This is a genomic window from Heyndrickxia sp. FW510-T9, from assembly GCF_058781025.1.
This window is the reverse complement of the sequence record NZ_JBYSWK010000035.1, coordinates 1-22,768: the sequence shown is the minus strand read 5'-3', so window position 1 is coordinate 22,768 and position 22,768 is coordinate 1. Positions and strand designations below refer to the sequence as shown.

General features: G+C 34.2%; 27 protein-coding genes. 23 read left to right on the top strand and 4 right to left on the bottom strand.

The features are described from left to right. Positions 1–2 precede the first annotated feature (2 nt). The 8 genes from AC3WJF_RS16205 to AC3WJF_RS16170 all read left to right on the top strand — a co-directional run bounded on the left by AC3WJF_RS16205 (position 3) and on the right by AC3WJF_RS16170 (position 6,958). A complete protein-coding gene (locus tag AC3WJF_RS16205) occupies positions 3–494 on the top strand; it encodes a DUF2716 domain-containing protein (RefSeq protein WP_492454034.1) in 492 nt (163 codons plus the stop codon). A gap of 262 nt (positions 495–756) precedes the next feature. Next, entirely contained in the window at positions 757–1,296 is a 540-nt protein-coding gene (lepB, locus tag AC3WJF_RS16200; protein ID WP_492454032.1) for a signal peptidase I, read from the top strand. Between the two features lie 425 nt (positions 1,297–1,721). Beyond that, positions 1,722–2,501, top strand: a complete 780-nt coding sequence (locus tag AC3WJF_RS16195; RefSeq protein ID WP_492454031.1) for a class I SAM-dependent methyltransferase — start codon at positions 1,722–1,724, stop codon at positions 2,499–2,501. A 627-nt stretch (positions 2,502–3,128) separates the two neighbouring features. Beyond that, positions 3,129–3,290, top strand: coding sequence for a DUF3934 family protein (locus AC3WJF_RS16190; RefSeq protein ID WP_492454029.1), 162 nt, complete (start codon positions 3,129–3,131; stop codon positions 3,288–3,290). A gap of 467 nt (positions 3,291–3,757) precedes the next feature. After that, positions 3,758–4,291: a sigma-70 family RNA polymerase sigma factor gene (locus AC3WJF_RS16185; RefSeq protein WP_492454027.1), complete on the top strand. Its 534-nt coding sequence runs from the start codon at positions 3,758–3,760 to the stop codon at positions 4,289–4,291. Next, positions 4,281–5,435, top strand: a complete 1,155-nt coding sequence (locus AC3WJF_RS16180; protein WP_492454026.1) for a hypothetical protein — start codon at positions 4,281–4,283, stop codon at positions 5,433–5,435. The genes AC3WJF_RS16185 and AC3WJF_RS16180 overlap by 11 nt, the downstream gene beginning before the upstream one ends. 379 nt (positions 5,436–5,814) lie before the next feature. Further along, a complete protein-coding gene (locus tag AC3WJF_RS16175; protein ID WP_492454024.1) occupies positions 5,815–6,510 on the top strand; it encodes a Crp/Fnr family transcriptional regulator in 696 nt (231 codons plus the stop codon). Between the two features lie 13 nt (positions 6,511–6,523). After that, positions 6,524–6,958: a DMT family transporter gene (locus AC3WJF_RS16170; protein ID WP_492454022.1), complete on the top strand. Its 435-nt coding sequence runs from the start codon at positions 6,524–6,526 to the stop codon at positions 6,956–6,958. 85 nt (positions 6,959–7,043) lie between these two features. Here the strand turns inward: AC3WJF_RS16170 and AC3WJF_RS16165 are convergent, their stop codons facing one another. Beyond that, a complete protein-coding gene (locus AC3WJF_RS16165; protein ID WP_492454020.1) occupies positions 7,044–7,514 on the bottom strand; it encodes a low molecular weight protein-tyrosine-phosphatase in 471 nt (156 codons plus the stop codon). 454 nt (positions 7,515–7,968) lie between these two features. Beyond that, entirely contained in the window at positions 7,969–8,802 is an 834-nt protein-coding gene (locus AC3WJF_RS16160; protein ID WP_492454018.1) for a MerR family transcriptional regulator, read from the bottom strand. 122 nt (positions 8,803–8,924) lie between these two features. On the opposite strand from AC3WJF_RS16160, the gene norA reads away from it, so the two are divergent. Next, positions 8,925–10,121, top strand: coding sequence for a multidrug efflux MFS transporter NorA (gene norA / locus AC3WJF_RS16155; RefSeq protein WP_492454016.1), 1,197 nt, complete (start codon positions 8,925–8,927; stop codon positions 10,119–10,121). Between the two features lie 84 nt (positions 10,122–10,205). On the opposite strand, the gene AC3WJF_RS16150 is transcribed toward norA, so the two are convergent. Then, on the bottom strand, positions 10,206–11,633 hold the full coding sequence (locus tag AC3WJF_RS16150; RefSeq protein WP_492454014.1) for a PQQ-dependent sugar dehydrogenase: 1,428 nt from the start codon (positions 11,631–11,633) through the stop codon (positions 10,206–10,208). A gap of 356 nt (positions 11,634–11,989) precedes the next feature. Here AC3WJF_RS16150 and AC3WJF_RS16145 point away from each other — a divergent pair, with 356 nt between their 5' ends. The 4 genes from AC3WJF_RS16145 (at position 11,990) to AC3WJF_RS16130 (ending at position 14,647) form a co-directional block, all read left to right on the top strand. Next, positions 11,990–12,406 (top strand): VOC family protein, encoded by a 417-nt coding sequence (locus tag AC3WJF_RS16145; RefSeq protein ID WP_492454012.1) that lies wholly within the window; start codon positions 11,990–11,992, stop codon positions 12,404–12,406. A 348-nt stretch (positions 12,407–12,754) separates the two neighbouring features. Continuing rightward, entirely contained in the window at positions 12,755–13,645 is an 891-nt protein-coding gene (locus AC3WJF_RS16140) for a GNAT family N-acetyltransferase (protein WP_492454010.1), read from the top strand. 197 nt (positions 13,646–13,842) lie between these two features. Beyond that, positions 13,843–14,289, top strand: coding sequence for a GNAT family N-acetyltransferase (locus AC3WJF_RS16135; protein ID WP_492454065.1), 447 nt, complete (start codon positions 13,843–13,845; stop codon positions 14,287–14,289). 85 nt (positions 14,290–14,374) lie between these two features. Beyond that, positions 14,375–14,647, top strand: a complete 273-nt coding sequence (locus AC3WJF_RS16130) for a DUF2277 domain-containing protein (RefSeq protein ID WP_492454008.1) — start codon at positions 14,375–14,377, stop codon at positions 14,645–14,647. A gap of 185 nt (positions 14,648–14,832) precedes the next feature. Here the strand turns inward: AC3WJF_RS16130 and AC3WJF_RS16125 are convergent, their stop codons facing one another. Continuing rightward, on the bottom strand, positions 14,833–14,982 hold the full coding sequence (locus tag AC3WJF_RS16125) for a hypothetical protein (RefSeq protein ID WP_492454006.1): 150 nt from the start codon (positions 14,980–14,982) through the stop codon (positions 14,833–14,835). Positions 14,983–15,241: 259 nt separating this feature from the next. Here AC3WJF_RS16125 and AC3WJF_RS16120 point away from each other — a divergent pair, with 259 nt between their 5' ends. The 10 genes from AC3WJF_RS16120 (at position 15,242) to AC3WJF_RS16075 (ending at position 22,567) form a co-directional block, all read left to right on the top strand. Beyond that, positions 15,242–15,940 carry an MOSC domain-containing protein gene (locus AC3WJF_RS16120; protein WP_492454004.1) on the top strand — a complete coding sequence of 233 codons (699 nt, stop codon included), beginning with the start codon at positions 15,242–15,244 and terminating at the stop codon, positions 15,938–15,940. 681 nt (positions 15,941–16,621) lie between these two features. Beyond that, positions 16,622–16,942, top strand: a complete 321-nt coding sequence (locus tag AC3WJF_RS16115) for a PadR family transcriptional regulator (RefSeq protein ID WP_492454002.1) — start codon at positions 16,622–16,624, stop codon at positions 16,940–16,942. A 71-nt stretch (positions 16,943–17,013) separates the two neighbouring features. Beyond that, positions 17,014–17,355, top strand: coding sequence for a DUF1048 domain-containing protein (locus AC3WJF_RS16110; RefSeq protein WP_492454000.1), 342 nt, complete (start codon positions 17,014–17,016; stop codon positions 17,353–17,355). Positions 17,356–17,527: 172 nt separating this feature from the next. Next, the gene (locus AC3WJF_RS16105; RefSeq protein ID WP_492453998.1) at positions 17,528–18,289 is read left to right on the top strand and encodes an ABC transporter ATP-binding protein; all 762 of its coding nucleotides are present in this window, start codon (positions 17,528–17,530) and stop codon (positions 18,287–18,289) included. Continuing rightward, a complete protein-coding gene (locus AC3WJF_RS16100; RefSeq protein ID WP_492453996.1) occupies positions 18,290–19,039 on the top strand; it encodes an ABC transporter permease in 750 nt (249 codons plus the stop codon). 518 nt (positions 19,040–19,557) lie between these two features. Beyond that, positions 19,558–19,944, top strand: a complete 387-nt coding sequence (locus AC3WJF_RS16095; protein WP_492453994.1) for a hypothetical protein — start codon at positions 19,558–19,560, stop codon at positions 19,942–19,944. Positions 19,945–20,120: 176 nt separating this feature from the next. Further along, positions 20,121–20,720, top strand: coding sequence for a protein kinase (locus tag AC3WJF_RS16090; protein WP_492453992.1), 600 nt, complete (start codon positions 20,121–20,123; stop codon positions 20,718–20,720). Between the two features lie 656 nt (positions 20,721–21,376). After that, the gene (locus AC3WJF_RS16085) at positions 21,377–21,550 is read left to right on the top strand and encodes a hypothetical protein (RefSeq protein ID WP_492453990.1); all 174 of its coding nucleotides are present in this window, start codon (positions 21,377–21,379) and stop codon (positions 21,548–21,550) included. Continuing rightward, the gene (locus tag AC3WJF_RS16080) at positions 21,551–21,853 is read left to right on the top strand and encodes a GNAT family N-acetyltransferase (protein ID WP_492454063.1); all 303 of its coding nucleotides are present in this window, start codon (positions 21,551–21,553) and stop codon (positions 21,851–21,853) included. A gap of 183 nt (positions 21,854–22,036) precedes the next feature. Next, positions 22,037–22,567: a GNAT family N-acetyltransferase gene (locus AC3WJF_RS16075; RefSeq protein WP_492453988.1), complete on the top strand. Its 531-nt coding sequence runs from the start codon at positions 22,037–22,039 to the stop codon at positions 22,565–22,567. Positions 22,568–22,768 lie beyond the last annotated feature (201 nt).

Below are 22,768 nucleotides of genomic sequence, written 5' to 3'. Positions count from 1 at the left end.
CAATGGAAAATTGGCTTAAACTATCCGAGGCAGAAGACGAAAAAGTATGGACTAAAATATATGGAGAATTGAAGTTTAAACCAAGCATTTCCGATTTTCCATCTATTGAAGTACCAACTCCATTCATCATCTACGATATTTCTATTTACTTTGGAGAATCTAAAGATTTAGATGCGTATGATGACTTGGAAGAAAAAGCATTACTTGTTTTTCAAGAAAATACATCAAAAGATGAATATATTTATGCACTGGATTGGCAACATGAATGTTATTGGATAAATCCCCATTTAGAATTTGAAAAAGACGAATTCGAAGAATGGAAAGTACCAATTTTCCCAAATGGAGATTATTACTTCTTTATCCACAAGGATTTTGAATGGGGATATTTAGGACACCCTTGGGAAAAAACCATAACTGTTTTTGAAAAAGAATTAATAAAGGGTTTTGAAAAACATCTACCAAGAATGTTTCAGAAAATATTACGTCAGGGATAAAACCTTGTTGAACTTACGGGCGCGTTAGTTCAACAAGACATGTCCTTATGATTTTCGATATTCTAGCGCATTACCGGAATAATGTAAAAGAGAAGATTTAATTGATAAAGTAGAATAGACTAACGAAAGAGAAAAATATAAAAAAGGTTGTTTACGTAATTTGATTAAAATCGTCTCATCTCTATAGATTTCATTAAAAGGGTATCAAATAGTTTATGGAGAATAGATTATTAAATAAGGAAAATTAGTAGGAGCTGATTTTATGAAAACAAAAACAAAAAAAGAAATTAAAAGTTGGGGGAAATCATTAGTCATTGCTTTTGGAATTGCATTTATTATAAGAACATTCTTTTTTGCTTCTTACATAGTAGAAGGTGTTTCCATGGAGCCTACATTACATAATAATGAAAAAATGATTGCAAATAAATTTAATTTGACAGGTAAATACAATAGGGGAGACATTGTAATAATTGAAGGGAAAACAGAAAATTATGTTAAAAGAATTATTGGAATTCCTGGTGATAAGATTTTTGTGAAAAATGATAAATTGTTTATTAATGGAAACCTTTACAAAGAACCCTACCTTTCACAAAACCTTAAATTAGCTAAGCAAGGTGGTAGTAAATTAACAGGTGATTTTGGTCCAATTGTAGTACCGAAAGACAAATATTTTGTAATGGGAGATAACAGATTAGTAAGTAAGGATAGTAGAAATATTTTAGGATACATTCAAAAACAGAGCATAATAGGACAAAGTAAATTAGTCTTTTTTCCTTTCTCTGATATTAGAGAAATAAAGTAATCCCAAAATAATAATATTAAAAAATGATCAATTAATAAAAATTTGCAGCCCTATAATAGAATTGGATTGAACAATAAATATATGGAATATTGGAAAGAATGAATTGACAAAAGTTTTTGGATTGTGACCAAACTACGGAAGTTGAAATGATACCTGATAAAATTAAGTTATGAATGGATCTAAAGTTGATTACGATATAAAACGATTCATATTGAAGTATTACATTTCAACTAAAGGGCAACGTTAATCGAAGAAGGATTAACGCTTTTTTTGTTGAAATTACTAAACTAAAGTGCAGTTTAGTTAAAGTACGGAAAGTAAATATCAATTAAAATATGTTATCTTTTAAGGAATTTTTTATATGAAAGCAATAGATTCAGAACCCCACTGCTTTAGCTGTGGGAGTATCAGAGGAGGAATTTATTATGGATACTATTAAGCAAAATAGTAGTGCTTGGGATCAGAAAGTTGTAGAAGGAGTTAAATATACTCAACCTGTAAGTAAAGAAACCATCGAAAAAAGTAAATCTGGTGATTGGGAGATTACTGTAACAGGAAAGTCTGTTCCAAGAAATTGGTTTCCCAAATCACTAAAAGGTTTAAAAATCCTGTGTTTGGCTTCTGGAGGTGGACAACAAGGTCCTGTTTTAGCGGCGGCCGGTGCGGATGTAACTGTAACCGATATATCTAAAAGGCAGTTGGAACAAGATGAATTTGTTGCAAAGCGAGATGGATTGAAATTAAGAACTGTTCAAGGGGATATGTCTGACCTCTCTGTTTTTACAGATGGAGAGTTTGATATGATAATACACCCAATATCAAACTTATTTGTAAAAGATGTACGTCCTGTTTGGAAAGAAGCATCAAGAGTTTTAAAAGAAAAAGGAGTTCTTATATCAGGATTTGTCAATCTTATCTTATTTATTTTTGATGATGAAGAGGATATGAAAGGTAATTTAGTTGTTAAAAATTCTATTCCGTTTTCTTCACTGGATGGTTTAACAGAAGATGAAGTCAATGACTATATAAAGGCCAATAAAACGATTGAATATGGTCACACATTGGAAGACCAAATTCAAGGACAAATAGATGCTGGTTTTGTAATCAATGGATTATACGAAGATGATTTTAGAGGAACAAGACCTTTAGATAAGTATATAAAATGTTTTATCGCAACAAAAGCGATTAAGTTCAATATAGATTGAATTATGAAAGTTATACAAATTTTGTGTGCCACTATTCTTTATTAAACAAACGGGGGCGTTAATCCATAAGGATTGTGTAAAACAATGCAAAATACCATTTCAAAAGTTAACGGGTTTCGAACTTGTAATTTAAGGGGACAAAATGTACTTAATTAACCCGTATCCTTCTTCAACTAAATGTGGCGTTCCTTTAATAAGGGATGCTCTTTCTTATTGAAGAAGCAGGTTACTTGAAGCAGGATTTTTGCAAATGCAAAGTGAAATATTAGTTGAGAAATGAAAGATTTAGGGAGAAAATTATATAAAAAATCTTTTAGATTCATTTTTGAAGATGGGCATCGGGAAATTCATAAAACAATTTCAATTTACAAAGATAATTTAATCAATATAATTAATGAGTATGCTAAAAAAACATGGCTTTAAATTAAGGGGATCTTATTAAGCTAACGTGAAGTTTGGTGAAAAAAGGAAATTCCGTGAAGTCGATATTAGTTTACTGTTTCTACACAGTAGTGTCGGTGACTGGAAGGATGTTATTTATTGCAATATGCTTGGTTAATAACCGAGTAAAATGACTAGAACTAACCAGATAGGTAACTCAACCTAGAATAATAATGGGGTGATTTAATGAGTAAAGCTAAAGGAAAAGGTGGAACAGGGAGAGGAACAGGCAAGAAGGGTTGGAATCGTTGGCAAGCTAGTACAAACAAAAAAAAGAGTGCAAAACCTTATATAAGTAAAGGTACAAAAAAACCGGATGTTGAAAATGATCCCACGAGCAATCGTTAAAGTCACGTAACTGAAATATAGCGAATACTGAATAAATACATTTTTTTAATGACCCAACGTATGCGAGCACCTTTAAAGGAGTTCGCATTTTTCTTTTTCAGCTAACGAAGCAGCATTTCTGTAATAAAGTAATCGTTTCTAAAATTTGTAAAAAAATGCACTTAAAATATAAGGTAGCTTTAGTTGAAGAAGAATTAAACTTTTGCATTTACATATTTAAGTTCAACCGTAGTTCATTTTATTTTTAAATTATCCCAACAAATCGGGTACAACTTCATTGATTGAGGTACAACTATTTTGTAAAGAACATGCATTAACTGTTTGGGGTACAATTTAATTGTATGAAAACAGGTACACTCAGTTTGTAAATCTCGAGCGTTACTAATTGTAATGAGAAAATATTCAAAAAAAACAAAGCCAAAATGAACTTTGGATTGTCTAATAAATGTAAGACATAAAAAGAGAAGGTGATTTCGATTAATAGATTAATTAAAAAGGCACAAAGAGGAGATAATCAAGCATTTTTAGAACTTTTTAGAAAATACGAACAAGACGTTTACCGTATGGCATATGTCTATGTGAAAAATGAAAATGATGCGTTAGATGTCGTCCAAGAAGTGGCGTATCAATCTTTTAAAAAGATAAATTCCTTGAAAGAACCTAAATATTTTAAGACCTGGTTATTTAAAATTTCTATCAATTGTTCTATTAATTTAATAAACAAGAATCGAAAAATTGTTCCATTGCAGCAAAGTCACGAGGAACTAATCGCAACAGAATTTGATGATATCCCGCTTTCAATGACTTTGCAGGACTTAATTAGTAGATTAAAAGAAAATGAGAAAAGTGCTGTAATTCTAAGGTATTATCATGATTACACCTTCCAAGAAATCGCTGAAGTGTTAAACGTTCCACTAGGAACATCCAAGACCATTTTATACAGAGCCTTGGAAAAGCTTAGAATTGATTTTGTGAAAGGGGATGATATTAATGGGCAATAAAATAAAGCAAGAAATGAACAACATTAAAATTCCAAAAGAACTTCACCAACGAAGCGAAAAAGGCATATTGAAGGCAAAGTCAGAGATGCAAGTTGAAAAGAGAAAAAGTTTAAAAATGTTGCCTTATATTGCGATGGTTGCTGCGTTAGCCATTTCATTACCAATAGCTGTGTCTCAAATTGATAATCACTCCCCTAAGACACCAGCTAATAGCAGTAAAGTGAAAATTGAACAGAGTAGCACGAAAAGTTATGAAAGCAAAATGTATAAAGTTTCACTAAAATACAATAAAAATTGGAAGCGGAATCTACAATACGATGTAAGATTTGAAGGGAATACGGGATTCTTTCAGATTGCTACTATAAGTGGAGATGGATTAACCATTGATGAAGTTGCAAACAATGAAGCGAATCATATGCTAAAACCATATGGAAGTTCCCCAAACACATCCAAAATGAACATTCAGAATCAGGAAGCAAGATTGATTATGCCTTCTGAAGATCAACCAAAACAATATAAGCACCAAGCCGAGTTAATAGTAGAGTATCCATATAATGTTACCATTAATGGAAATCAATATTCTTATTTTGTTTTGTATGCTGATAAAAATAATATAGAGAATATCGCAAACTCAATTGAATTTTTACCATTAACGAAGATACAAAATACAAAGAGTAATAAATCTGATACTACACAGTCTGAAAGCAAGTCGAAAAAAACATCAATGAGGTTAGTGTCCATACCATTAGATAACGTAGTAGGAAAACCAATAATTAATTTTAAAGTTCCTTCTGATTGGATCAAACAAGAGGTTGGTGGAGGAAGTACAGGCGGGTATGATTGGGTAAACCCTAAAAATAGCCAACAAGAAATACGATATTTAGAGAGTGGAAATGTTGGAGCGATGGAAAATGAAAAAACAGGAAAGTGGGATGTTACGGGGATATTTGGTGGGGTAGAAGGGATTAAGTGGACAAATGTTTCATCAGATAACCTAAAAGCTGATTTTACAGACCTGAGAGAAAAAAATAAAACAGGTTATGGAAAAGCAATAATCGTTAAGAATCTCCCTGTAGTTGTACATTTAGAGGTTTGGGGAATAAGTGCTCAACCAATTTTAGAAACTTTTCATCTCGTTCAATAATTAGTTACTTATTCAACTTTCGGGGGCTTTTTTAAGAGCTGGCTGCCATATATTTATATTAAAGTAAGATTGTGATGTACTGTACTTAAATTATAGGTGGCATTCCTTTATTAAGGGATGCTCTTTTCTTATTCAAATAAAAAGCAATTTATTCTAATTAGAAATGAATATCAACTTTTATAAATATAATTCAAAATAAATCTAAGATGGATTAATGCTTTTTTCGCTGAAGTTTCTTTTTGAGCAAAAGGGTAGTTTAGTCCAACAAGCAGGTATAGAAGGCAATAATCAATAAAGGAAAGGACAAATGTCCTTTCCTTTATTGATTAATACATATTACTATTAATGAAAAGAATGATGATTGTTAGGGTGATGAACAATGAAAAAAATCAACGATAGACAATTGTTAAGTGACTTACTTACTATGCATAATCTCATAACAGTATTTGCTGAAGAACACCTAGATATCTTCAATTTATATACCCTAGAAAAAGGAGAAATCGTTTGTACTGTTGGAGATAATTTAGAGGAATTATTGTTATTAGTAAGTGGGAGAGTGAAAATATCAACACCTTTACCAAATGGTAAGTCACTTTTATTAAGGTTTAATAACTCACTTTCAATAATAGGAGAGGTAGAATTTGTAACAAAAAGGAATGCGAAGAACACGGTTGAATGCGTTAGTGAATGTATGTTGATTGGAATAAAATTCAACTTACTTCATGAACACTATTATAACAATCCGACTTTTCTTCAGTATATAGTGCATCACCTTGCATATAGATTATATTCATCTACGAACACTTCAAGCCTTAACCTTCTTACTAAGGTAGAAAACAGGTTTGCGAGTTACTTATTATCCATGTTAACTAGTAATAACGGTACATTTGTAGAGGAAATTAAGACATCAAATTTAGTGGAAACGGCCGAGTTATTAGGTACAAGCTATCGACATCTTAATAGAGTAATTAACGAGCTAGTTGCAAGAGATATTATTGAGAAAAGGAATGGACTCATTCAAGTAAAGAACGTAAAGAAACTTGAAGAGTTGGCAAATGGTATAAAATACGAATAATTTGGTGGGGGAAATGATGTTAAAAGGAATTGTATTTTCATTAATCGCAGGAATATTAATCACACTGCAAGGAATTTTTAACACTAACGTAAGTTCAAAAGCGGGGTTATGGTTGACTACTACGATTGTTCACGCAATTGGATTTATTGGTTCTGTAGTCATTTTTATAATTGTAAAAGATGGAAACATCAAAAATCTACTTGAGGTGAATAAGGTTTATATCTTAGGTGGTTTATTTGGGGTCATTATTGTATACAGCGTTATGCAAGGTATAACACATGTTGGACCAGCCTTTTCTGTTTCCATTTTATTGATATCACAATTAATCTTAGCATTAATTATCAATACACTAGGATTGTTTGGTACAGAGCCAGTCTCTTTAAGTCTTAATAAAATTATTGGGGTATTAGTTATGATAGGTGGTGTCTTAATTTTTCAACTCAAGTAACGAATTAAGCTATATACTTGAACTAACGTGGGAATTTCTTTAATAAGGGATTCTCTTTTTTATCTAAGTAAAGCGGCCAATTACATTAATAGTATAAGTTTTCTTCCCTACGTATTTTCTTTAGTAATGCCCGACAGCCGGTTGAAACAAGACTATAAGTTTCTTCAAAGTCGCCTGTGTAAAATGGATCGGGTATATCTTTCCTATCTCTGGTCAAATCTAGCATCCTAATAATCTTTGGATGATTAGGCTTGCCGGTTATACTGTAAATATTTTTTATGTTACTCCTGTCCATACCTATAATATAGTCGAACTTCCGAAAGTCTTCTTTTATTAGTCGGCGTCCAACAAGACCATTAGAAGAGATTTTGTATTTCTTTAGAATATCAAGAGTTCCGTTGTGAGGAGGAAAGCCGATTTGCCATTTACTAGTTGCAGCGGAATCAACTAAGATTTTGTCAGTCAAATTTTCTTTATTGACCATGTCACGAAACAAAGCTTCAGCCATCGGTGAACGGCAAATATTCCCCAGGCATACAAATAAAACGCTAATCATGTACTTTACCCCTTTTAACTTTCTTATTTTCACAAACACCATCTCACATGTACATAGCAACCTTATTCGTAATTACAAAATATGTACAGCATAGAAATTTGGAACGGCGTATTTCATCCGTTGTTATGGAGTACTGAGTTCTATAAGAAACTCCATTTTTCTTTTTTGTAATTAGATCGTATGGTAATTAGTTGTTCTTTTATAAAAGGGCAGATTAGCTTTAGCAGAAGGAAAAATTTTAATTATATAGTAACTAAATATTGATTTGTTTACTTCGTTTTAAAGTTTTTGAAGAATTGTACTTGAAGTAAAGGGTTACGTTTCTACAACAGGTGAAGACGCACTTTTCATATTCAAGTAACAAGTAGTTTTTTTAACAAGAGTTGCTCAAGGTTAAATTTAAAAAAGCATAAGTGAATTTTTCTAAGCTCATCTATCCAAATGTTTTTGGGAATTAGCTCTCTTTTCTATTGATTTGTATCATAATTTTGGTGACATAATGTTCCTTATGATTCATTACAACGGTATCATAAATATACTCTTCAAAGACATAATCACCTAAATCTAAATTTAAACTTTCCATTTCCGTGAAGAGTCGCTTATATGATTTATGTATTGTTTTCTCATCTCCTATATGATATCCACTGAGAAACTCACCCTTAAGACTTTTAAAATATGGATATCCTTCCTTTGGATTTGGTTGCTCGATATATAAATAGCTATAATTTGTGAATTCACCTTTTAGTACTTGCTCTCGTTTCGTTATTACCCCTATAGGATAACCCGTATCAAGTTGTAATACGTCCAATTCATTAATAAAATCGGAAATAACCTCTACAAATTCCTCAGCGGTTATATTTTCTATATTTCTACTTATATAAAGTGTTGCTTCGGGGAATTGTTCAAGCGTAATTTGATTTAAGTCAAGATGTCGTGCTTCTTCCATTAAAGCTATTTTTGTGTCGATCATTTTTTCCTTCGTTTCGATCTCCTGACGTTTTTTCACTATCTCTTCTTTTTTTTGATACATGATGGACAAAAACCTATCAGGCGATTTATTTTGTGTATATTGTTGAATATCGTTTAGCGACATACCAAGATCCTTTAATAAATCAATCACAGAAAATAGCTCTAATTGGCGGATTGAATAAAAACGGTAACCTTTTTCGTTTTTATATTCCGGAGAGAAAAGCCCAATTTGATCATAATAAAAGAGGGTCTGTTTGTTTACTTTGCAAAGCTTTGCGAATTCCCCTGTAGTCAAATATTTTCCAACTTTTTTATTCATTTTTTACAACTCCTCCTTGACTATATAGTTACTATATACAATAGGATGGAAATTGTAAAAAAAAAAACATTGCAAGTTAGTTTGCGATTGCAGTAATTAGTTTGTTAAGGAGAAAGTTAAAGATGAAAACGCATAAAGTCACCTTAGGATTATTATTAATGAATTTATTCATAGCATTTTTGGGAATTGGTCTTGTCATTCCAGTCTTACCTACTTTGATGAATGAATTAGGCATTACTGGAACAACCATAGGATATTTAACAGCAACATTTGCAATTGCGCAACTGATTGTTTCCCCATTTGCAGGGAAAGCGGCAGATAAACTAGGTAGAAAAATTATGATTGTCATTGGCCTATTTGTTTTCGGCATCTCAGAATTCTTATTTGGAATCGGCAGAGAAATCGAAATGCTATTTATTTCACGTGCTTTGGGAGGAATTAGTGCTGCGTTCATTATGCCTGCTGTTACAGCGTTCATTGCTGATATTACCAATTCAGCTACTCGCCCGAAAGCGCTCGGGTATATGTCAGCTGCAATTAGTACAGGATTTATCGTTGGACCAGGTATTGGGGGACTATTGGCGGAATTTGGAACTCGTATACCATTCTTCGTAGCAGGAGCCCTTGGTACCCTTGCAGCTATACTCTCCATTGTTTTATTATCTGAGCCTAATCGTAATGAAGATAGTAATGAACAAGTATCGGATGGTAAGACTGGAGTGAAACGTATAATTGCTCCAAAATATCTCATTGCATTTTTGTTAATTTTTATTGCCTCATTTGGTTTGGCAGCTTTTGAATCGTTCTTTAGTCTATTCGTGGACCATAAATTTAAATTTAAACCGTCGGATATAGCAATCGTTATTACTGGCGGTGCGATATTTGGTGCAGTTTCACAAGTCTTACTATTTGATAGACTCACACGAATTTGGGGCGAAATTAAACTGATTCGATATAGCCTAATATTATCGGCAATACTTGTCTTTTTAATGACTGCAGTTCATTCATATTTCTCCATTTTACTTGTTACATTTATTGTTTTTGTTGGATTTGATATATTTCGGCCAGCAGTTACTTCATACCTTTCCAATATCGCTGGGAACCAACAAGGCTTCGTTGGTGGAATGAACTCTATGTTTACCAGTTTAGCGAACATTAGTGGACCAATTCTGGGAGGAATGTTATTTGATATAGATATTAACTATCCTTACTACTTTGCGACTGTGATACTATTTCTGGGAATAGTTATTACACTGTTCTGGAAGAAGCCAGCAAATAATTCTTTAAACGAAGTGAAAGCTACATTCCCTGAAAAATAAACAAACGAGGGAACATGATTGTTCTCTTGTTTGTTTTATGTTTCGATTCCGTTAAATCCTCAAGTCGAATGTTATAGATATAAATCATCGAACAATTTCCATAACAGTACCTTTGTTAAAATCAGTCACTTTCATAGAGCTATAAACCCCTAAATATAGTCTAGTTTGATCCATATTCGTTCCCAAACTAACATAATAAACTGACCCGGACCCAAAATTATAATCGGTTTCAATAATACTAAAATCATTCAGTTTACAATCTGTTCTTACCCTGGTATAGGCTAAAACCCCTCTTACAGGAGGCCCTGATTCTTCATTTCGGGCAATATCCGAAAACACAACGGTTCCCGTTAAATTTGGGATGCCATTCCCCATATAGGCTTGCACTCCTGTTAGTGCAGTTCCTCCAAACTTGTCGGGCCTGGGATCTTTATGAAAATAACTAGTTAAAGGCAGAAGTCGATTCACTGAAGTTTTTACAGTTTCATTGTAATAAGCAATTGTTTTATTATCCAAAGTTGAATTTGCAGAACAGTCCCTTATAAACGAAGTAGGAAAAGCTCCTTCCCATCCTCTCCAACCCAAGTTAATAATTCCTTCTTGGTCAGGTTCAGATTCCTTTAAAGAATCTTGAATAAGCTGAGTAACTGGTATGGGTTTATAATGAACGAATGAAAAAATCGACTCTACCAAATCCTGCCCAACATTCCCCACATATTTGATATAGTGATTATTAAATCTTTGAAATGATATGCCCGGAATATTGCGAACCCCTTTGGCCATTACCGTAAGGGTTTCCTGAATAGGTTTGGGAAGTTCATTAAAACGTGTGACGACGGGCGGATTATGGATAGTTGTATTCTTATCTACATCAATTTCGATTATTTTACCGAATACCTCCATATCATCCTGGCTTAAATTAAATGGATCATAGCCTGCTCCACCATCACCAGTTGTAAAAACAAGCTTTCCTGTTTCAGGTGAAAAGTTTATGCTATTGACACCATTATGATTAAAAAATGGTCTTCTTAAGTTAAGTAATGTTCGTCGTTTTTGAGGTTGACTTTTTCCTTGTAAAATCCATTCTTCAACTGTATCAATATGATCATACTGTGTCTCTCTATTTATCCACTTTAGGTTTAAAGTGCTGGGATCACACGGGTTAGGTTTAAAATGTTCAGAAAGGGCACCTGGTCCTTGTGTTCCAGCTACCGAATAATGAAGATAAAACAAACCGTTATAATGAAAATGTGGATGAAACGCAAGTCCTAACAATCCCCGTTCATCATATCCACGACCTGAAACTCCTGGTTCAGAGGAACCTAGTTTTATGACTCGATGGCGAATATCTAAAAAAGTACTTATAGTTGAGTTTCCTATGTAAAAGATCTCTCCTACCTGGGTTGCAATAAATAATCTTTCAATTGAGTCACCCGGAAGCATTGTCGTTTTCAAAACAGTGGGTAAATTTATCTTACTAACAATTGGCAGTAATCTAACCTTAACTTTCAACTAATTTCTCACCTCTTCTTATTGTTTTCTTTTATAAGAATATGATTAGAACTGTTCTATTAGTATCAAATTAGGGAAGAGACCTATTCATTTTGGTCCGTTTTTGATAGGTTTTCATGTGAATATAAATATGAACATATCGAAAACTGTTTATATTACTCACCTGAATTGTAGAGGTGTTTTTGTATTTAACCAAGGAGGATTAACTTTCTTTTTATTAATGTTATTAAAGCTAACGGAATAGGTTATCTTTAGAAGAAGGACTATATTAATAAATAGGAAGGAAAAATTACAGGCATTATTGAATATATAATGGTTGAGTAATCACTGGATCATATATCAGGAGGTAGTTAGGTATGTCGAGAGAATTATGGTTGAACTTGCCAGTTCGTGAGCCAGAACGGGCAAAGGATTTTTATACGGAGCTCGGTTTTCAGTTGAATGAGAAGTATGCGAGTCAAGACGGCTCATTAAGCTTTATTGTAGGAGATAATCAAGTTGTTTTGATGCTCTTCCCAGTATCCACGTTCAGTGGTTTTGCTGGTAATGCTGTTGCGGATTCTTGGCAGGCGACTGAAGTGTTATTTTCTCTGGGGGCGAACTCCAGAAATGAAGTTGATGAGCTTGCATTGAAAGTAGAACGTGCTGGCGGCACTGTATTTAGCAAGCCGGGCGAAAATGGTGGCTGGATGTATGGCTGCGGTTTTGCCGATCCAGACGGTCATCGGTGGAACGCGTTGTATATGGATATGAGCAAAATGCCGCAAGGGTGAAAGCCCGATTCGACATTTCGTGATGAGTATTTAAACAGAAAAAAGTAAGTTTACTTAACTAACGGGTGCTCATGTACAACAAGAATTATTCTATTATTTATGACTCTTTTTCTTGTTCCGCTACTATACAGATTATTTAAAAAAAAGGAATTATTAAAAGTTTTTGGTACGCTTGAAAATCATCCAAAAGGATTTAATCAATACTTTTTACAAAAGAGATTTGAGGTATAAATTTTTAAGCTATCGAAGTGCGTTAATCGAAGAAGGATTAACGCTTTTTCTGTTGAAGTTATTAAGCTACGGACAAGATATTTTAAAAAGTATAGATAAAAGAAACTAGGTGATTGTATGTTTTTTAAAATGGACAATGAATTTAGTCTAATGCAAGCTAATTCCAAAGATTTTGCAATACATTACACTACGTATAGAGAAAATATATTTTTTCGACAAAGTTGGGAAAGACGTGTAGCTATATTTGGAGATGATGATCCTTGCTACTGGTTGCTACATAAAGGGTGCCGTATTGGTGGAGTATGCTTAAAACCAAATTTGTTATGGGCCTTATTTTTAGAGCCACCATTTACAGATTTATATAGTGTATTAGTAAGTCTGAAAAAGTACTTGATAAAGATATCAGACTTAACCAAGTCTATTGAAGTAATAGGAATATTGCCTTATCAATCTGAACAATTTTTGCGATTAGGCTTTAAACCGATTGAAGCAAGACGCGTTATGATTAGACCTACTGAAAAATTTGAAATGATTGATTTTGGAAATGACTTTTTAGTAAAAACAACATCCTTAGAAAATTTAGAAGAAATAGCACTGCTTTCCTACAAAGGTTATTTAGAGGCTGATAACAATGGTTACCACACCCAAAATACAATCGAACAACAAAGATCAGATTTAAAGTATTATTTCAAGAATAACACTGAAGAATTGTTGCAAAAGTCTTCTTGTCTTGTCTTCGATAAAGAAAATAATCAATTAGTCGGAGCATGTTTAATCTCTATCTGGGAAGGTCTACCGCTGATATCAAATATAGTGGTTGACAAAAATTATCGAGGAAGAGGAATAGCTTCAAATTTAATAAAACATTCTTTATCCACTTTGAAAGAAAAATATGAAGTTATTCGTCTCTTTGTAACTATAGGAAATCCAGCTGAATCATTGTACAATAATTTAGGTTTTTTACCTGGAATGGAACAAATCTCGTACATTTTACCTTTCAATGAATAATTCGCCTTATTTAACTACTGGTGCTTTTCTTCAAGAAGGATTATTTTGAGCTAACAGGTAGTATAAAAGAAAAAAAATCTATCGATAAGTAAAACTTATTGAATGTCATAAAATAATTACAATTAATTTATTGAGTGAATTCAGTTAGCATGAAATTAATAAAAAGTTCAGGGGGGATTTGATTGAAGACAGATATAATGTTTAGAATGGCTACTGAAAAAGATTTAAATAGTATTGTTGCAATGCTGGCGGATGATATTTTGGGAAGTAAACGTGAGCGTTATGAGCATCCACTTCCTAATAGTTACATAAAAGCATTTGAGGCTATTACATCTGACCCTAATAATGAGCTAGTTGTGGCTTGTGATGGCAGTGAAGTAATTGGGGTACAACAAATTACTTTTACACCTTATATAACACATCAAGGTGGATGGAGAGCTACTATCGAAGGAGTGAGAACATCACCTTCTGTAAGAGGTAAGGGTGTAGGGAGCGAACTTATAAATTGGGCAATTCATCGTGCAAAAGCACGTGGTTGTCATTTAGTACAACTGACAACTGATAAAAAAAGACCAGATGCGTTAAGGTTTTATGAACGGTTAGGTTTTAAAGCAACACATGAAGGTTTAAAACTGAAGCTTTAATAATATTTTTAAAAATAAAGGATTTCGAGTGGAATTTAATCAATCTTTTTTCAAAACCAATAATGAAAACAAAAAGGAGTAAGTTATGTGCCGAAACATACGAACACTATTTAATTTCGACCCACCAGCTACCGATGAAGAAATTCATGCAGCTTCTCTTCAGTACGTCAGAAAGATAACTGGTTATAACAAGCCCTCAAAGGTGAACGAGGAGGCGTTTATTCGTGCAGTCAATGAGATTGCAATGGTTTCAAGGGATCTATTGAACACACTCGTAACTAGTACCGAACCACGCGATCGTGAGGTCGAAGCTGAGCGTGCACGTGCCAGAGCAGCTAAAAGATACGGAACAAATTAGAGGACTAAAGAAAAGAAAAAAGTGAAAGCTTTTTCGAACTTTTCATTATGGCGCTTTTTATTATGAAGGAATCTTTTTGATATGCCCCTACACATGAAGGGATTAGATTTTGTTAAGAAAAAAATAGTGAAGATTTTCAATTAATCTAACTTGGCATTCCTTTAATTAGGGGTGCTTTTTCTGCCTTACCAGTGGTATTGAGTTAAGAAAATAAATAGGATAAAAAACGATACTATAATAATGGCTTCGATGGTATATTTCTTTTCATTTTTCTTGAAGTCCATTTTCTCTTTATATTGTTGCTGTAGTTTCTTCTTTTTAAAATCGTTTTTCATACTGCACCTCTAATCGCTTAAGGCATTTTTTTCGGAAAAACAATAACAAAACATGGTTCTGATTTTATTATAACAAATTTCGGAATTTTTTAAAAAGTAAATAATGAACGTACTATTAAATGTTAATGTGGTGAAGGGTAGGTTAATTAAAGAAGGAATCTGAGAGGGGATGTAGAAACTATCAGCAATACCTATTTTTAAAAAATCAACTGTCAAGATAGACCAAAAATAAGGGCGTGAAATTTTGGAATACAAGAATATGCTCGTAGGAAAAGTCAAGGAAATCCGGCGCTTTCCTGTAAAATCAATATTAGGGGAATCTTTATCATCAGTTTCAATTAATCAACGAGGTCTCTTGGGAGACCGTCTATGGGCAATAAAAAACATGAGTGGAAAATTTGGTAGTGGTAAATCAACACGACGATTCCAACTGATGGAAGGGTTATTTAATTATAGAGCAAGATATGAGGGAACAACTCCAATTGTTACTATGCCTGATGGAACAGAATATCGCGGTGACCATAATTCGATAAATGATACATTAACAAAGTGGCTGGGTTTTCCAGTAACCCTTGCAAGGGAAGAATCAATATCTCATTTTGATGAAGGACCACTAAGTATCATTACGACATCTGCGTTACGTAAGTTGAGTTCGGAAATAGGAGAGCCAGTAGACCCTCGGCGTTTCCGAGCTAATATTTTAATTGATACAGATTTAGAGGGATACATCGAAGATGATTGGGTGGATCGACTAATCAAAGTCGGTCCGAAAGTTATCATTAGAGTTGTGGCTCCACTCCAAAGGTGTGTAATGGTGAACAATCCACAGGAGGAACTAAAAAAGGATGTTCGGATACTACGAAACTTAGTTAATAGTCATGGTGCAACGTTTGGGGTTTGGGCTAAGGTTGAACGTAACGGTGAGGTTAATGTTGGAGATGAGGTATTACTACAATAATTCAATGTTTTTTTTACTAACGGTAGCGTTAATCAAAGAAGGATTAACGCATTTTTTGTTGACTTTATTAAGTTAACGGTCAGGTTAATGAAGGAATCATCAACTATCAGAGAGAATTTCATCTTGTATTTTGGGGGATGCTTGCTGCTTTCGTCCTTAATCAATTCAAATGGTGGATATTTTTTAGGACGATTCTTCATTGTTTGACGAGATGGTTCGACTGCAAAGTATAAAGTATCAGTTTCAAAAATTTTTCCATTACTGGCTGAAGGAATTAAGGTGCTTTTCAAGACATATGAATGATTTTACACACTTTTGTACCATTTATTTCCTTCAAACGAAATGGATAGAAGGTGCTGCATATCCCTTAATATTAGTATCGAAATATTTTCAAGAAAAATAGTTGACACTTCCTACTACTCGGTGTTACGATATACCTGTAATAAGTAATACCGAATAGTGGATTTTTCAAAATCTATTCAGAAAAAATTCACCTAAGTACTTGGTTATGAAAAATTTTTTCGAAAAAATAGTTGACACTCTTCGCTACTCGGTGTTACGATATACCTGTAATAAGTAATACTTAATAGTATGTTTTCCAAATGCTATTAAGTAAAAATTTTTATCTCAGTACTATGTGATACAGAATATAAGTCAGACAGAATAGAGGTGATTCTGGATATGGAGAATTTAACTGAAATGCTAAAAGGTTCGCTGGAAGGTTGTGTATTGGAAATCATCAGCCGCCATGAAACCTATGGCTACGAGATTACCCGCCGCCTGAACGATCTTGGGTTTACCGAAGTCGTGGAAGGGACGGTCTACACCATCCTCGTGCGGTTAGAAAAGAAAAAACTCGTCAGCATAGAAAAGAAACCGTCAGATATGGGGCCGCCCCGCAAGTTTTACACACTTAATGAGGCTGGCCGCAAGGAACTTGAATTGTTTTGGGAAAAATGGAATTTTGTATCATCAAAAATTAACGTCTTGAAGTCAACTTAGCTTCATAAGATATTCCAACCGATATTTATGGAGTGTCTTGTTCAGCTTTATAAAAAAGGAGGAAAAATAAGATGATGGAAATGTTCAAAAAAATGATTGGTGAAAAAAAAGAATACAAGATGATGATGGCACGGGTTGAAGCTCTGCCAGAGGATTACCAGTATGTATTTAAGAAAATTCAAAACTACATGTGGAAATTCACAGCGGGCAACGGGATGGATATGCTGCACATTCAGTATGAATTAATCGATTTGTTCGAAGCTGGTGCAGCGGAAGGCAGACAAGTGTTGGAAATCACTGGGGATGATGTAGCGTCTTTTGCCGACGAATTAGTGGCAAACGCTAAAACCTATTTCGCCAAGTATCGTGAAGATTTGAATCAGAGTATCATTGATCGATTGGGAAAAAAATAGATTCATTAGATAATATCGACTGAATAGCTGGTTACAAATGTGTATTGCCACCTTCGTTATTCAGTTATATTTTTAACTTAGTAGTAAGTGATACAGATTATCAGTCAGACTGAATAGTAGAGTTTAGACAATCTAGCTCCTTGGGGGCGCTTATAATAAGGAGGAAAAAAGTATGAGTAATGCAGCGATTTCTGTGAAAGGGTTAAAAAAATCTTTTAAAGACAAGGAAGTCTTAAAAGGGGTAGATTTTGAGGTGCGGCGTGGTGAAATTTTCGCACTGCTGGGATCAAATGGAGCAGGCAAGACGACAACTGTCAACATTCTCTCGACGCTGATGAAGCCCGATGGTGGTGAAATAGGTATTTGCGGATTTGACGTACAGCGTCAACCGGATCATGTTCGTCAGAGCATCAGCCTGACAGGGCAGTTCGCAGCATTAGACGGCATGCACACTGGGCGGGAAAATCTGATGATGATCGCCAAGTTGCGGGGAGTTTCCAATCCCGCTCACGTCGCCGACAATCTGCTTGCAAGATTCAGCCTGACTGATGCTGCCAACCGCAGGGCGGACCAATATTCCGGCGGGATGAAGCGCCGGCTTGACATCGCCATGAGCCTAATCGGGACACCAGCAGTCATTTTTCTCGACGAACCGACAACAGGGCTTGATCCCGAGGCGCGGATTGAAGTCTGGGATACCATCAAGGAGCTTGCTGGTGGGGGCACGACTATCTTACTGACGACCCAGTACTTGGAGGAAGCTGAACAACTGGCGGACCGTATCGCCATCTTGCATGACGGAAAAATCATTACAACCGGTACCCTTACCGAACTCAAAGAGATGTTCCCACCAGCGAAAGTGGAGTACATTGAGAAGCAGCCGACATTGGAGGAAATTTTCCTCGCGATCATCGGCAAAAAGGAGGAAATGTAAATGAAAAGCAAAACAGGGGTATTACTAGGGCGTTTAATGCGCAATATCATGCGCAGCCCGGATACGATTATCACGGTGGCGATTACGCCGATTATGATGATGCTATTATTTGTCTACGTATTTGGCGGCGCCATAAAGACAGGAGCGGACAACTACGTCAATTATTTATTGCCGGGAATCTTGCTGATGGCTATCGCATCCGGTGTCGCTTATACTTCCTTGCGGCTGTTTAATGATGTAAAGAGCGGTCTAATGGCGCGTTTCATAACCATGCCGATCAAGCGCTCGTCGGTATTGTGGGCTCACGTATTGACCTCGCTTGTTTCCAATGCTCTTACTCTCGTGGTGGTTTTTCTTATCGCGCTCATAATGGGCTTCCGATCCAGCGCTGGTATCCTGGATTGGATCGAGGTAGTTGGGATACTTGGGCTATTTACACTGGCACTGACATGGATGGCGATCATTCCAGGATTGACAGCGAAGTCTATGGAAGGGGCGACAGCCTACTCGTATCCGCTGATTTTCCTGCCGTTTATCAGTTCGGCCTTTGTCCCTACGGAAACCATGCCAAAAATTGTCCGTGTGTTCGCTGAGAACCAGCCAGTGACTTCAATCGTGAATACGATTCGTGCCCTCTTGTATGATGGGTCTGTTGGCAATGGTATCTGGATCGCGCTTGCCTGGTGCGTGGGCATCATGGTCATCGCTTACTTCTTCGCCAGTAAACAATTTAAACGCCAGTTAGGATAAGGACTCCATTATGGGATTAGCTATAACAATAATCCGCCGCTGCGATAAAAAAAGAGGAAGTCTACCCGCTGGGGTATGACTTCCTTTTTAAGCGTATATTATAGTTCTACCAATGAAATTCAACTAAGAAAATAAATATGATAAAAAACGATACTATAATAATGGCTTCTATCGTATATTTCTTTTCATTTTTCTTAAAGTCCATTTTCTCTTTATATTGTTGCTGTAGTTTCTTTTTTTAAAAATCGTTTTTCATACTACACCTCAAATCGAAAAAGGCATTTTTCTGAAAAAATCAATAACAAATCGTAGTTCAGATTTCATTATAGCAAATTTTGGAATTTTTTTAAAAAATATAAAATAGTGAACGTACCATTAAATGATAGTGGGTTAGTACAAGAAGTAATCAAGTAATTATGAAACTTAAAGTGGTTAATTTCGTCTAATCAATTAAGAATAAATAACTATGATTATATGTTTGGATAGAAAAAAACAAAAAATTGGTGGTGAGAAACATTGTGAGAAAGTTTTCTCTTATTATTTCAATATCTATTCTTTTATCCTTTTTACTTAATGGTTGTAAACAAGAAGTGTCAAACTATACAAAAGAGTTAAATGTGAAGGAAGAAAATAGAAATGTAATGCAGTCATTAGATGTCAGGAAAGCTGTTTGGAGCCAACTTACAAAAAAGGAAAAGGAACATATAGTAGGAACGTGGAAGGATGCAAGTGTACGGAAAATCACACTAAGAGAAACAATGGGAATCATTAAAGACAAAACATTTGTCGGAAAAGAAGTTTATCTTTTGGATTTTCCTTCAAACGATAATTCAATATTAGGCGGGGTTGGAGTTTATGCCGATATAAAATCCCATCGTGTAATTGGATTTGGGTACAGGGACTAAAATACAGTATTTTACTCAAAAATTAGGCTAACCTTTTTCATGTTAAGCTAACTGCTTGCGTTAATCAAATAAGGATTAACGTTCTTTTTGTTGAGGCAATTAAACTAAAAGGGCAAGTTACAGAGGAAAAAAATAATGAAGTATTGAATTTATAGAAGTATAAGGTGGGGAAAACAATGCTTAAACAAATAATTCAAAATTGGAATATGTATTGTAAAGATGAAAATTTTGTAGGTATAGGTTCTACCAGAAAAGTTTATAGAGTTTTGGATGATTATGTAATAAAAGTACATATGCATCCAATTGGTTATAAACAATCACATAATGAATTAGAAATTTACACTTCCATGGCGGATAGAGGCCTTGATCCGTCATTAGCTCAGACATATTACGTCGATGAATTTATATCTGTACAAAAGTACTACAAACCTTTAGAACTGAAGGATAATCAATCATATGACATAAAAGTTGAAGAACATCGACATTTGATTCCTGATTTGTTTGAAGAAGTTTTAGAAATATTAGATAAAAACTTCGACTGCTTTGACTTAAAATGCAGTAGTAATTATGGCTTAAACAATGAAGGTGATCTTGTTATTACCGATTACGGTATGACAAAGAGTTTATATGAAAATGAGTGGGTGCCATTAGCCGAAGATGGAAAACTTCCGCAAATATACTTTGAGTTTTGCAACGTTTGTGGATTAGAGAAGGAACTCCGTATGTACGGAGACAATGACAAAGACAAACGCTGTTTTGATTGTGGGAAAGAATAAGACAAATCGGTATGTTGAAAAGTTGTGAAGAATTGTACTTATGCTAACGGATAGCCTAACTACAATAAGGAGTAAAACTTTTTAGCTATTCAAGCAACGGGAGGTTGTTTGTAAAAGGATACAATTATAACCTAAATTATTTGATTAGTGGTGAATGGAATCGTTTATTGAAATCTTTTTAATCTATCGGGCAGTTTAATCGAATACAAAACTAGGAATTTATGCTTATTATTTTTGTATGGAAGGGTGGGTGGATGAATGAAGGATATTTTTATGTCATTTTTGTTTTTGGCTGCCATCATTAATGCATATAGGAGTAACAAAATCATCATAAAGAAACTAACAAAACTTCAACTTTTAAGTGTTGTAGTTTCATATTTAATAACAATAATTATTGCTTTTATTGTTATTTACTACATTGGAAATTTAGTTTCGGGTTACATTCATAACAGCATTCTTAAAGTGATTGTCGAACTTCTTTTTATCATAATTACATTATCTTGTTGTAGAACAAGTTTAAAAAAAGTCCTTCAAAAGATTACTAAAGGGACTTTTAAATACTATTAAATCAGTTAATTACCTCGTACGTAATTGTATTAAATAGGGAACTAGAATTGAACTATGAGTAAATTAATTTTTTGGAAAGGAGAGACTTTATGACTTCACTTCGGAAAATCACCTTAGAAAATCGAAGGGAGATTTTCGGGTTAGAAGTTGCAGATGACCAACGCAGTTTTGTTGCATCTAATCTCTCAAGTGTTGCTTCGTGTTATGTTCTTGCCACCAATGGAGGTAGTCCACTTCCTTTTGCAATTTATGCCGATGAATAGATAGTAGGATTTGTTATGATTGTTTATGGCATTACTAGTTATGAGCTTCCGAAAATAGCTAATAATAATTATTGTATATTGCGTTTTATGATTGATAAACGGTACCAAAATCATGGTTATGGTAAGGAGGCTATGAAAAAAATATTGGAGTTCATACGCACTTTCCCAGTAGGGCATGGTCAATATTGTTGGTTAGAATATGACGCCGATAATATAGTTGCTAAAAAACTATATGAAAGTTTTGGGTTTTGTGATAATGGTGAGATATGCGAAAATGAATCAGTAAAGGTGTTAAAACTCTAACTTTAATACATAGGATGATCCATATAAATTTCAACTTTCATTATTCAGCTTAGTGATGTCTTAATAAAAGAAGGATTAACGCTATTTTTGTTAAAGTTATTAAGTTAAATGGCAGGATAGTGTAAGAAGGAGTTTACTTCTATTTGTAGAAATATTATCAAGATAGGCAAAGGTAAAGGGGGAATGAAGATGACGAAAAGAAAAATTCAGGTATCCCTAAGAAAAGTGAACATTAATGATGCAGAAGCTGTGTTAGAACTTCAAAAGGAAGTTCTTTCAGAAAGTGAATTTATGATTTCGGTAATAGAAGAGTATGAAGAAACATTAGAGCAAATAAGAAACTGGATTGAGAAAATCTTAGAGAATGAAAGAGAAAAGCTAATCGTGGCGGAAATTAATGGGCAGATTGTTGGTTTGATTGTTTTTCGCTCAAAAAGTACTAAAAGGCTTTTACACACTGGTTCTTTTACAGCAATGGTCAAAAAAGAGTACCGCAATCAAGGCATTGGAAAACTGTTGATGAAAGAACTTTTAAACTGGGCGGAACATAACCCTTTAATAGAGAAAGTTAGTTTAGGTGTTTTATCAACAAATCAACGAGCAATCGAATTGTACAAAAGTATGGGATTTGTTGAAGAAGGACGTAAAATTAAAGAAGTTAAGTTTAGTGATGACTTTTATGTAGATGATATACTTATGTATAAACTGGTTTAACCTTTTTATCAAACGGAGTCCTACTATATAAAGTAGGATTTTTTTTGAAGAAATGTACTTGAACTCCCATGAAAATAAATAAAGTATAAAACCCAAAAAATAGCATAACAAAATTGACCAATAAATGCTTTTAAAAAAATCGGAGCCCCAAAGTGATCAGTATGAAATTACTTAGGAAAAAATTATTAATCACCCTCCTAC